This is a genomic window from Rhizobium sp. 10N414, assembly GCF_056394785.1.
Window position 1 is genome coordinate 21,353 of record NZ_JBFTIN010000049.1, and the last position, 11,036, is coordinate 32,388.

Here is an 11,036-nt window from a genome sequence, read left to right on the forward strand (position 1 = left end):
GGCCCTCCTGACGGCCTCAGGCGGCCATCTTCTCACAGCTTTCCGCGCAGCGGCGGCAGGCATCAACGCAGCTTTCCATGTCGCCGATGCGCTCACAGTCGGCAGCGCATTCCCGGCAGATTTCGGCGCACTCACGGCAGGTATGCTTGTGATGCGGTGTGGCGAGCAACATGAAATGCGCCGACGTGCGGCACATTTCCGCGCATGCCATCATGAGACGGAAATGGTCTGGCTTCGTATGTTCGCCACCCATTACCAAACAGTGGGTCATCGCCATCGATAGGCACTCCTGGTAGCAATCCAGGCAGGTTTCGATGCAACGCTTCATCTCTTCCGATTGGTGGTGCATGACATGCTCCTACTTGGCTTCCTTCTCGACCCACTTGGTCATGTACGCGATCTCTTTCTTTTGCGCGGCAATGACCTTCTTCGCCATGTCCTTCGCCGCCTTGTTATCACCGTACTTCAGCTCGGCCTCGGACATGTTGATCGCACCCATGTGGTGGGCGATCATCCCGCAAACGAAAGCCACATCGGGGTCTTTCTGCATCATCCCCGTCATCATGTCGTCGTGCATCGACTTCATGCCGTCCATCACGGCCTTCTGATAGTCGCCCATTTTGTCCATGGCCATATCCATCTTCATGTCGCCGCCCGAGGACATGTCCATCTTCGTCCCGCCGCCGGACGACGTGCCCATGTTGGCCATGTCCATCCCCTTGCATTTTTCGGGATAGGTCATTTCCTGGGCAACAGCAGGAAGGGCTGCCAGTGACAGGCAGGACGCGGCGAAAGCCGTCAAAAGGTATTTCGTTTTCATCGGAAATCTCCAAGGATTGGGTTGATCGAAACGTCAGACCGCGACGCCTTTCGGCGGCGGATCGATTGGCCTGATCAACAGGAGCGGGCTTGCTGCCGCGTGTCCCGGGAAAACGATGTCTCCCAACCGCAGCGACGCACCGGAGAGCACGACGCTCGGCATAAGCGGACAGCAATGCATGTCGGTGCAGCACGCGCCTACATGTATCGTATCCGGCTTTTCATCATGTGAGCCTGAGTAGGCATGCACGCACTGCCCGCCCAGCAAGCCAGCGTTCACCGACGGAGCCATCGCCGCTATCACCATCAAGCTCAATGCCAGGGCCATTATGACATGGGCGATTTTGCTACTAATGCGGCTCACTGTGAATTTCCCTTTCGCATCCAGATAGCGAAAGCAGAATTTTGTTCCTGATGGCGATATGGGCTGGGAAGCTTGGAAAGCAAGCGAGGAGTGCGGGGGGCGATACCCAATTTTTACAGAGTCGCGGCATCCTCCTCGGCAATTGGAGGATCGAATGCGCAACGGCTACAGGGGTTATCAGATCGCCTTGCACTGGGTGATCGCTGGACTACTGCCGGTACAGTACCTGACGGGAGGTAGTATTGAGCGCACCCATCATGCAGTGCATATGGGCGTGCAGCCGTCGGCCGCCGACGTGCTGCAGCACTTGGTCCACAACTATGCAGGGATTGCCATCGGCGGGTTGATGGTCCTGCGGCTTCTCCTGAGGATCATGCGGCCGCCATCACCATCGATACCGCAGACGGGTGCGGACCTGCTCGCAAAGGCTCTCCACTTTGCCTTCTATGCCGCGATAATCGGCCAAGCCGCACTTGGTTTCGTCGCCAGCTATCTGACCTTCTCCGTCGCACCGCTTCACGTCATCGGATCGAAGGTGATCCTGATGATGGTCGCGATCCACTTCACCGCTGCTGCCTGGCATACGTTGATCAAGCGGGACGCTTCAATCGACCGGATGATCCTTCCCCGCAAGGACGAGCCGGCTACCTGGACCGTCAAGTGACCGGCTCTTCGGGTTAGGACCTAAGTCCCATTGCCCGCGCTGCCTTCGAGCCTAGTGTTCTCCTGTCCTTCTTCTCCTGGGAGGATATGGGAGGCCACAACGGAGGGGTGGTTTGCAAGAAACCGGTGGCCTCCCTCAAACCCATTGCCGTCCAATCGCGGGCGGCTCTGCAAAATAGATGTTGACCTTCCAACGATGGCAAGCCGTAGACGGCTATCCGAACTGCCTCACAATCGTCGCGAATCTTTGAAAGCTTCGGCGGCCCAATTGAAGTGGGGCTGCTTTGGCGGTAGCTCTTGGGAGTGGGCAAAATGTATCGAATCGCACTGAGCAAACTGCTCATATTCGTGCGGCTGGTGATCATCGTATCGCTGGCAGGATACACATTGTCCAATGCGAACGCCGCAATGCATGGGTCGGCTTTCCCCGAATTACCGCCCCCCAGTGCCGCTAGCGCGCACGACCATCACGCCGCAACTGACCACGATCATGGTGTGACCAGCGACGATGAGGCGGTCCAAGATGTCGCCCACCAACACGATCACGGATCACCCACGGGCGATGACGACCAGTTCTCCAAACAGCAGTGCTGCAAGGATTTCTGCGGCGGCTTTGGCATTGTTTGTGAAGCTCACGACGTTGGCGGACCCGTCGTGTCTTCGATCCGGCAGTTCGTCAACGATCAAAGTCTGGTTGGCGAGCTCCCGCCTCTGCATCGACCGCCTAATATCTGAATAGCAATTTGCCCGTCCTGACGGGTCCGGAAGGCATGCCGTGGCGACAGCCGCGCCTGCCGGTAGATTACTGCTATTCGGATTTTTGAAATGAAACCTTCCATATTTGTGGTGGGGCTGCCCCTCTTGGTGGGCGGCTGCGCATCCACGCCTCCCGATGTTATTGCGTCGGCGGACGTCCAGCAGACGTACTCGGTGCGTCCTATTCGGTACCGTTCGCCCATCTCTGGCTTCGTTGCCCGCCAGCCTGTCGATCCCAAGCCCTGGCGGCAACAAAACGAGCAATTGTCTCCGAAGAACGGAGACCAATCATGATCGCCATCAAAAGAGCGGTAGCCCTGACAGCTATTCCGCTGGTTCTGGCCGGTTGCGTCAGCAGTGCCGAATACGCCGGAAAGGAAGCGGGCTTTTCCACGGTCACTGCCAAAGTCGGTGGTGTCACGTCTAAACAGACTGTCTGGGTGCAAAACCAACAGCAGGCACAGGCAAYGTCCTCTCGCGTGAAGGCCATCCTTGGCAGGAACAAGGTGCTGGACGCCGAGACAGCCGTTCAGGTCGCGCTCATCAACAACAAGGGTCTGCAGGCCGCCTACGCCGATCTAGGCGACAGTGCAGCGGATGCCTGGCAATCCACCATGCTGTTGAACCCGACGGTTGCTATCGGCTTCTCGGGGATCGGTGCGCCGGAACTTGAGGCATTTCGCACAATCGAGGGGGCGATCACCACAAACCTTCTCGCCTTGATGACGAAGAAACGGGACATCGAAATCGCCGACACTCGTTTCAGGCAGGCTCAGTTGAACGCTGCCGTTAGGACCCTTCAGCTCGCGGCGGAAACCCGTCGTGCCTGGATCAATGCCGTGGCCGCATGGGAAAACGTCGGTCAGCTACAACGAGCACAAGCAGCCGCCGACGCAGCGTCAGAACTCGCCGAAAAGCTGGGCGAAACAGGCGCAATGACCAAGGGAGGCCAGGCCCGCGAGCATGTCTTCGTCGCCGAACTGGCTGGCGAAACCGCGAAGGCTCGGCTGACGGCCCGTCTTGCCAAGGAGGAACTCACGAGACTGATGGGCCTGTGGGGCACAGACGTCGACTACCAGGTTCCGAACAGTCTCCCGGCGCTGCCACGGTCGCTTCCCAAGCGCGACGCAATCGAAGCCGAAGCCCTCAGAAACCGTATTGATCTTCAGGTCGCCCGCCTGGAGCTGGAGGCCACCGCACGATCCTATGGCCTGACCGAGGCCACCCGCTACGTCACCGACCTGGAAGTCCTGGCAGGCTTCGAGGCTGAACGCGAAGTCGAGGAGGACGGCAAGAAGAAGTGGGAAACCACCGCCGCTGGGGAGTTGGAGTTCGCGATCCCCATCTTCGACACCGGCAAGGCCCGGATGCGCAAGGCCGAGCTTGGCTACATGCGAGCCGCGAACCAATTGGCGGAGAAAGCCGTCAATGTGCGTTCGGAGGCGAGATCAGCCTATGAGTCCTACCGCTCCAACTACGACATTGCCCGGCACTACCGTAACAACGTCGTGCCGCTGCGTACCAAGGTCGAGGAAGAGTCGCTGCTCACCTACAACGGCATGATCACCAATACGTTCGAATTGCTCACCGACACTCGGGACAAGATCAATTCCATCCTGCTTTCCGTCAACGCCAAGCGAGATTTTTGGCTGGCCGACGCAAACCTCGCCCCAGCGGTCTATGGCGGTGGCTCGTCTGCGGCGGCAGCCGAGACCGAGGTTGCATCAGCGTCCGAAAGCGGCGGCGGCGCTCATTGAGAAAGGACACTCAGATGTTCAACAGACGACAACTTTTTGGCGCTAGCGCAGCCCTGATGGCAGCTGGAGCCTGGACGAAGACCTCCGCGATGGGTCTTCCGGACGCTCCGGCAATGGCGTCGGCCGATATGCAGCCTCCACTGCACCCGGCCTCGGGCCCCGACTATCAGCCGGTCGTAACCCTCAACGGCTGGACGCTTCCTCACCGGATGAACAACGGGGTGAAGGAGTTTCATCTCGTCGCCGAGCCGGTGGAGCGCGAGATGGCGGACGGTATGACCGCCTACCTCTGGGGCTACAACGGTCAATCTCCAGGCCCGACCATTGAAGCCGTCGAGGGCGACCGCGTTCGCATCTTCGTTACCAACAAGCTTCCGGAACACACGACGATCCATTGGCATGGCATGATCCTGCCGTCGGGTATGGACGGCGTTGGGGGACTCACACAGCCGCACATCCCGGTCGGCAAGACGTTTGTCTACGAGTTCGATCTCGTGAAGTCCGGCACCTTCATGTACCACCCGCACTCGGACGAGATGGTCCAGATGGCGATGGGCATGATGGGCTTCTTCGTCATCCATCCCAAGGACCCGAAGTTCATGCGCGTCGACCGGGACTTTGTTTTCCTGCTCAACGCCTATGACATCGATCCTGGCACATATGTGCCCAAGGTCATGGAAATGACCGACTTCAACATGTGGTGCTGGAACAGTCGTATTTTCCCGGACATCAGCCCGCTTGTGGTGTCCAAGAATGATCGAGTCCGGGTCCGGGTCGGCAATCTCACCATGACCAACCACCCCATCCACATGCACGGCTACGACTTCGAGGTCACCTGCACCGATGGCGGCTGGGTGCGCCCCGAGGCGCGGTGGCCGGAGGTGAGCATCGACATCCCCGTCGGGGCGATGCGGGCCTACGAATTCGATGCCAAGTACCTCGGTGACTGGGCGATCCATTGCCACAAGTCGCATCACACCATGAACGCGATGGGCCACGACATCCCGACCTTCATCGGTGCCGACAAGTCGAAGGTCGCGGAGAAAATCCGCAAGCTGCAGCCCGATTACATGCCGATGGGAACCAAAGGCATGGCCGACATGGGCGAAATGGAAATGCCCATCCCCGAGAACACCATTCCAATGATGACCGGCTGGGGTCCTCACGGCCCCATCGAGATGGGCGGCATGTTCTCCGTCGTGAAAGTCCGTGAAGGCATCTCGGCCGACGATTACTCCGACCCGGGTTGGTACGAAAACCCGCCCGGGACCCAGGCCTGGGAGTGGACCGGCGAACTGCCGGACCCGACTAAGGCCAAAGACGCAAACACCACCATCACGCCCAAGCCGATGAAACACGGCTGACGCACATCCTCAGCAACAAAAGGACCTGACATGAAAATCTACGCACTTGCATTGGCTCTTGCAGCCCTTACCAGCCCTGCCCTGGCCTCCGGCAACCACGCTGGCGGACATGGGGAAAAGATGGCGGTTGGTGAACCTGGCGATAAGGCGAAGGTCACACAGACCATCCGCGTCACGATGAAAGAGACCGAAGACGGCAAGATGCTGTTCCAGCCTGCTGTCATCAAGGTTCGCAAGGACCAGACTGTGAAAATCTCCATCAAGAACGCTGGGGAAACCGACCACGAGTTCGTGCTCGACCAAGAGGATAAAATCCTGGAGCACAAGAAGGTGATGGAGAAGTTCCCTGAGATGGAACACGCCGACCCCAACTCAATTCGCCTGGCAGCGGGTGAGTCTGGCGAGATCGTCTGGAAGTTCACGACCGGCGGCGACTTCAAGTTCGCCTGCCTCATCCCCGGCCACTACGAGGCTGGCATGCATGGCGATGTCACCGTCGCTGCCAAGTAACCGCCCCCAAAAAAGGAAACTAACAATGAAGATCGCACTTAAACTCGCTTTGGCCTCCCTGCTGTCCATCAGCGCCGCTGCTGGAGCATTCGCGCAGGAGTTCACCAAGGGCGTCGTCAACAAAGTCGACGCGAAAGGACAGAAGGTCACCATCAAGCATGAGGACCTGAAGAACCTCGACATGCCCGCCATGACAATGGTTTTTCGGGTCAAGGATGCGGCCATTCTGGAACAGTTGAAGGAAGGCAAGAGCATCGAGTTCGTTGCCGAGCGCGTTGATGGCAAGCTGACCGTCACGCAGGTCAAGTAAAGAGTGGGCCCGGGTCGCTGAAACCGGCCCGGGCTCCACGAAGGCACCTAACCTTGCGCCGAGGTTCGGCGATCTGAGTTAAACGATTACGACACCGGGCGGGTGCATAGCGATTCTACCAGGTCCTCTTTCCAGTCGAGTGTCGCCTGACTTGGCAGCGGCAGGTACTCCTTGCCACCCACGAAAACCTTCCCGGGCAAACACTTGACCCGAGCGTCATGACTTCCATGATCAATATAAACGGTCGTACCGTCTCTTAGCCGCTCGGTCAGCCCTATAGTGACATCATAGTCGTATTCCCGAGACCGAGACGCGGTGACGGATCGCACCGACAAGGCAACCGAGAAATCCTCCGAGAAGATTGACGTGTGAAATGATGGAAGTTCAGCGCCAATACTTGGGGCAGCCAAGCTGACAAGGGACGTTAAAAGAATCGTCGGTCCCCACATGTAGCCCTCCCAAGCCGGAGTGAGTACGGTCCATCTTACTCCTTGCTCAGAAAGCGGTCGATAGCGTCTGTCGCGGCCGGGAGGGCCGCTTGGCGCTAACACGGCAAGCTCTTCGCGCGACCCAACCCTCATAATTATGCCCCGGACGCCTATCACGCTTTTAGCCGCGCCAAGTCCGACCCTTCGAGAGGACGTTGACAGACATATTTGCGGGCGGGCCTTTCCCTACGAGCAGGATGCCTCTGGCAACCCCACGGAGTCGCCAAGGACGGCGTGGGGCCTTAGCAGTCACAGTGGCATGGAGATCGGGGCAGCCTGAGATCACGTGTCTGAAATCGTAGGCGTGACTACCAGCTTCTCCTTTGCGCCGGCGCCTGAGCGCACGATCACATCCACTGTCCTGATAAGGAGCTTGCCAGCGCGCGCCCCCACCTTTGCCAGTTCTGCGTCAACAGAGCGCCGGATGCTCTCCCCAACGACGTCGGGATCGGTCTCTGGGAAAAGCGATATCGTGATCTCCAGTCCGTCTGGCAGCTGCGCGAATTGATACTGTCGGACGCCGGGGGTCGCTGTCAGAGGCGAGCGGAGCCGATGAGCATGGACCTCGACCTTACCGCCGTCTTCGCTCTCAAAACGAAGCATCTCCTCGGCTCGACCGTCGATGGAAGCGATCCGCCACAACGGGAGCCCACAATGGCAAGGTTCAGTTGCAAGCGTGACGACGTCGGTTATTTCGTACCGCACTAAAGGCAGAACGTGGTTGGTCAAGCTTGTGACAAGCAGTTTCGCGCCGCGGGTTCCATTTGGAACTGGGCGACCATCCGCGTCGACCACCTCAAACACAAAAGCGTCCTCTGCTAAGTGCAGTCCATTGGCCAATTTGCACTCATGTCCCATGGCCCCCGCCTCGGTGCAGCTCATTCGGGCCCACCACGCCCCCCGAGGACAGGACGCATTCGCCATTACGAATATAACCACTGGATGCACGAAAAGAGAATTGGATTTCAGTCCGTGGTTACCACCCCGCCAACGGTGGTGATCGGGGCACATGTCACCGGGTTGTCGACGTCTTGCTCGAGTGGTCGGACGACGACCACTGGATCGTAACAATGCTTCTGGTGCGGCGCTTACCGAAGATCGTCGAATGAGAGGCATCTCCCGCCCTCTGTCACCATAAGCAAACCTCATATGGCCATGACGCGTACTTATTTGCGTGGCGGGAGGCTCCCGCATACCCTACTCGAGAGGGTATTGCGAGCATTCGGCCAATCGGTGCAGCCATCGCAAATCTCCCTCGGGAACAAGACAAAACGGGAGCAGCTGATGTGGCGAGGCCACGATAGACCCGAGCCTGGCACCTTTCCAAGCCAGGCAGCAGGACAAACACAGTCGAAGTTCAAAGTCGGTTTTATCCTGGCACGGTCGTTTACGCTCTCCGCGTTCTCCTTGTTCGTTGATACATTAAGATTGGCGGGCGATGAATTGGACAGGTCGCGCCGACTGCGCGCCGATTGGGAGGTTCTTGCCAATACCCGGCATCTCATTCGATCGAGCTGCGGAGTGAGCGTTGCGCCGACATCGGATCTTGTCGCACCTGAACGCTTTGACGTCATTGTCGTCGTCGGTGGTCTGCTCGGAGCCGATCAGTCCTGCGACGCGGAGGCTCTTGCCTATCTCAAGCAGGCGGCAAAGGCGCGTGTCCCCCTGATTGGACTATGCACCGGAACATTCATGCTCGCAGAGGCTGGCCTCATGGGCGCGCATCATAACTGCGTCAGCTGGTTGCATGTCGATGAATTCCGCGACCGCTTCCCGCATCTTCGCGTTCGCGCCGATCGGCTCTTCAATTTTGACGGAAGAAGGGGCTCGTGCGCCGGCGGAAGCAGTGCGGCGGATCTGGCTGCGTTCCTGGTGCGGTCGCGGATTGGCCCTGCCGCGGCGCAGAACGCACTCGACGTGCTTCAGATAAATCACGCGAGACATTTTACGGACGCCCAGGCTCGTCTGCCGATCCGTCAGCTTATTGGCGACGGCACCATCGATAACCGCGTTAACGCCGTCCTGCTGACGATGGAGCAGAACCTCGTTGCTCCGAAGACAATCGAACAGCTCGCCGCCAGCGTAAACGTCTCTCGCCGGCAGCTCGAACGCTTGTTCCGGACCATATTGGGGATGTCCCCTGCCCGTGCATATAGCGAGCTGCGCCTCAGACGCGCGCACTACCTTCTCATCAATACAGATCGGCGAGTAGTGGACATTGCGATTGATGTCGGTTTCGACAACGCATCGCATTTCTCCCGCGCGTTCAGGAAGATCCATGGGAGGAGCCCGACAGCTCTGCGGATCGACGGCGAAACCGTTCCATCAGTGTGATCCTGCAGCCTACGAGCTGAAGGGTGACGTGGGCCGGAGGGCGACCAGGATGCCGACATGATCCGTGCTGACAAAGCAACCAGCCCTCTGTCGTCGTTCGCCCCGGCATCCCTCACGACGCTCTCCATCACCCTTATAGGGCAGGGGCAATACGCGCGAGGGCCGTTGCGGTCACTTTCGATAAGCATCGGTTATTCTTGTATCAGGTGAATAAATTTCTGTAATGTCATTCGCGTCGATAAGTTCGGACTGCTCATCCAATCAGGAGGAATTTCCGATGACTGACGACATGCTTCACGTGATGAAATGGCACAATGGCGCGAAGGAGTTCTCGCCATTTTCCGACGAGGAAATGGCCCGGCGCCAGAAGGGCCTTCGCGACTGGATGGCGAAGAACGACGTCGATGCCGCGCTCCTCACCTCCTACCATTGCATCAATTATTACTCCGGTTGGCTTTACTGCTACTTCGGCCGCAGGTACGGCATGGTCATCGACCACGAGAATGCGACAACGATTTCAGCTGGCATCGATGGCGGCCAGCCCTGGCGTCGAAGCTATGGCGACAACATTACCTATACGGACTGGCGGCGGGACAACTTCTACCGCGCCGCACGGCAACTGACGCGGGGTGCCAGGCGCATCGGCATCGAATTCGACCACGTCAACCTCGAATACCGACGACAGTTGGAAGAGGCACTTCCCGGTGTCGAGTTCGTCGATATCGCCCAGCCCTCGATGTGGATGCGTTCGATCAAGTCGCTGGAAGAGCAGAAACTCATCCGGGAGGGCGCAAGGATCTGTGATGTTGGTGGCGCGGCCTGTGTCGCCGCCGTCAGCGCGGGCGTACCCGAACACGAAGTTGCAATCGCCACGACAAACGCAATGGTCCGCGAGATCGCCAAGTCGTTTCCCTTTGTCGAACTGATGGATACCTGGACCTGGTTCCAGTCAGGGATCAACACGGACGGCGCCCACAATCCGGTCACGAACCGCAAGGTCCAGTCGGGCGACATCCTGTCACTGAATACGTTTCCGATGATCTTCGGCTATTACACGGCACTCGAACGCACCCTCTTTTGCGACCACGTCGATGACACGAGCCTCGATATCTGGGAGAAGAATGTTGCCGTTCACCGCCGCGGCCTTGAGCTCATAAAGCCGGGCGCCCGCTGCAGGGATATCGCGATAGAACTCAATGACATGTACCGCGAATGGGACCTGCTGAAACACCGCTCCTTCGGATACGGTCATTCCTTCGGTGTGCTATCCCATTATTACGGTCGCGAGGCCGGTGTCGAACTTCGCGAGGATATTGAAACGGTTTTGGAACCGGGCATGGTCGTATCCATGGAACCGATGGTCATGCTGCCAGCAGGCATGCCAGGTGCTGGCGGCTATCGTGAGCATGACATTCTGATCATCAAGGAAGATGGGGCGGAGAACATCACCGGTTTTCCGTTCGGTCCCGAGCACAACATCATCCGCAACTAATGCCTGTCGCACACTATTGAATTGAAGTGGCGGGATAACCCGCCACTTCAGATTGCTGACAAACCCCTGGCACCGTCTGGGGGTTTGTGATTCATTGGGACATGTTGAAGAAACCTGCCCCCACCCAGACGGCTCTTGAGATGGTGACGCTCGACAGTCTGGTGCCGAAGGATCACCTG

At 58.5% G+C, this 11,036-nt stretch carries 13 protein-coding genes; 9 read left to right on the top strand and 4 right to left on the bottom strand.

Translation table 11 applies throughout. From position 1 onward, the window contains the following. Positions 1-16 precede the first annotated feature (16 nt). From AC1DE4_RS27895 to AC1DE4_RS27905, 3 genes are read right to left on the bottom strand one after another with little or no spacing between them, the layout of a single operon-like run. Entirely contained in the window at positions 17-349 is a 333-nt protein-coding gene (locus AC1DE4_RS27895) for a four-helix bundle copper-binding protein (protein WP_477884061.1), read from the bottom strand. A gap of 9 nt (positions 350-358) precedes the next feature. Then, entirely contained in the window at positions 359-820 is a 462-nt protein-coding gene (copM, locus tag AC1DE4_RS27900; protein WP_477884063.1) for a CopM family metallochaperone, read from the bottom strand. 33 nt (positions 821-853) lie between these two features. Continuing rightward, positions 854-1,183, bottom strand: a complete 330-nt coding sequence (locus AC1DE4_RS27905; protein ID WP_477884065.1) for a hypothetical protein — start codon at positions 1,181-1,183, stop codon at positions 854-856. Positions 1,184-1,337: 154 nt separating this feature from the next. Between AC1DE4_RS27905 and AC1DE4_RS27910 the strand changes: the two genes are divergently transcribed. From AC1DE4_RS27910 to AC1DE4_RS27940, 7 genes are all read left to right on the top strand, one after another. Then, on the top strand, positions 1,338-1,847 hold the full coding sequence (locus AC1DE4_RS27910; RefSeq protein WP_192303424.1) for a cytochrome b: 510 nt from the start codon (positions 1,338-1,340) through the stop codon (positions 1,845-1,847). Between the two features lie 311 nt (positions 1,848-2,158). After that, a complete protein-coding gene (locus tag AC1DE4_RS27915; protein ID WP_477884067.1) occupies positions 2,159-2,581 on the top strand; it encodes a hypothetical protein in 423 nt (140 codons plus the stop codon). 90 nt (positions 2,582-2,671) lie between these two features. Next, a complete protein-coding gene (locus tag AC1DE4_RS27920) occupies positions 2,672-2,896 on the top strand; it encodes a hypothetical protein (protein ID WP_246734354.1) in 225 nt (74 codons plus the stop codon). Beyond that, the gene (locus AC1DE4_RS27925) at positions 2,893-4,359 is read left to right on the top strand and encodes a TolC family protein (RefSeq protein WP_477884069.1); all 1,467 of its coding nucleotides are present in this window, start codon (positions 2,893-2,895) and stop codon (positions 4,357-4,359) included. Before AC1DE4_RS27920 ends, AC1DE4_RS27925 begins: the two co-directional genes overlap by 4 nt. A 14-nt stretch (positions 4,360-4,373) precedes the next feature. Next, positions 4,374-5,723 carry a multicopper oxidase family protein gene (locus tag AC1DE4_RS27930; RefSeq protein WP_477884071.1) on the top strand — a complete coding sequence of 450 codons (1,350 nt, stop codon included), beginning with the start codon at positions 4,374-4,376 and terminating at the stop codon, positions 5,721-5,723. A gap of 30 nt (positions 5,724-5,753) precedes the next feature. Continuing rightward, entirely contained in the window at positions 5,754-6,233 is a 480-nt protein-coding gene (locus AC1DE4_RS27935) for a cupredoxin domain-containing protein (RefSeq protein ID WP_025662855.1), read from the top strand. Between the two features lie 25 nt (positions 6,234-6,258). Continuing rightward, entirely contained in the window at positions 6,259-6,543 is a 285-nt protein-coding gene (locus AC1DE4_RS27940; RefSeq protein ID WP_025662856.1) for a copper-binding protein, read from the top strand. 770 nt (positions 6,544-7,313) lie between these two features. Here the strand turns inward: AC1DE4_RS27940 and AC1DE4_RS27945 are convergent. Continuing rightward, a complete protein-coding gene (locus AC1DE4_RS27945; protein WP_477884074.1) occupies positions 7,314-7,634 on the bottom strand; it encodes a hypothetical protein in 321 nt (106 codons plus the stop codon). A gap of 681 nt (positions 7,635-8,315) precedes the next feature. On the opposite strand from AC1DE4_RS27945, the gene AC1DE4_RS27950 reads away from it, so the two are divergent. Continuing rightward, a complete protein-coding gene (locus tag AC1DE4_RS27950) occupies positions 8,316-9,365 on the top strand; it encodes a GlxA family transcriptional regulator (protein WP_477884076.1) in 1,050 nt (349 codons plus the stop codon). 277 nt (positions 9,366-9,642) lie between these two features. Beyond that, positions 9,643-10,857 carry a M24 family metallopeptidase gene (locus tag AC1DE4_RS27955; protein WP_477884078.1) on the top strand — a complete coding sequence of 405 codons (1,215 nt, stop codon included), beginning with the start codon at positions 9,643-9,645 and terminating at the stop codon, positions 10,855-10,857. Positions 10,858-11,036: the final 179 nt, after the last annotated feature.

What these genes read in the sequence shown, in the direction of transcription:
- AC1DE4_RS27895 (WP_477884061.1), bottom strand. Translation starts at nt 349, where the DNA reads ATGCACCACCAATCGGAAGAGATGAAGCGTTGCATCGAAACCTGCCTG.
- copM (WP_477884063.1), bottom strand. Translation starts at nt 820, where the DNA reads ATGAAAACGAAATACCTTTTGACGGCTTTCGCCGCGTCCTGCCTGTCA.
- AC1DE4_RS27910 (WP_192303424.1), top strand. Translation starts at nt 1,338, where the DNA reads ATGCGCAACGGCTACAGGGGTTATCAGATCGCCTTGCACTGGGTGATC.
- AC1DE4_RS27915 (WP_477884067.1), top strand. Translation starts at nt 2,159, where the DNA reads ATGTATCGAATCGCACTGAGCAAACTGCTCATATTCGTGCGGCTGGTG.
- AC1DE4_RS27920 (WP_246734354.1), top strand. Translation starts at nt 2,672, where the DNA reads ATGAAACCTTCCATATTTGTGGTGGGGCTGCCCCTCTTGGTGGGCGGC.
- AC1DE4_RS27930 (WP_477884071.1), top strand. Translation starts at nt 4,374, where the DNA reads ATGTTCAACAGACGACAACTTTTTGGCGCTAGCGCAGCCCTGATGGCA.
- AC1DE4_RS27935 (WP_025662855.1), top strand. Translation starts at nt 5,754, where the DNA reads ATGAAAATCTACGCACTTGCATTGGCTCTTGCAGCCCTTACCAGCCCT.
- AC1DE4_RS27940 (WP_025662856.1), top strand. Translation starts at nt 6,259, where the DNA reads ATGAAGATCGCACTTAAACTCGCTTTGGCCTCCCTGCTGTCCATCAGC.
- AC1DE4_RS27945 (WP_477884074.1), bottom strand. Translation starts at nt 7,634, where the DNA reads ATGCTTCGTTTTGAGAGCGAAGACGGCGGTAAGGTCGAGGTCCATGCT.
- AC1DE4_RS27950 (WP_477884076.1), top strand. Translation starts at nt 8,316, where the DNA reads ATGTGGCGAGGCCACGATAGACCCGAGCCTGGCACCTTTCCAAGCCAG.
- AC1DE4_RS27955 (WP_477884078.1), top strand. Translation starts at nt 9,643, where the DNA reads ATGACTGACGACATGCTTCACGTGATGAAATGGCACAATGGCGCGAAG.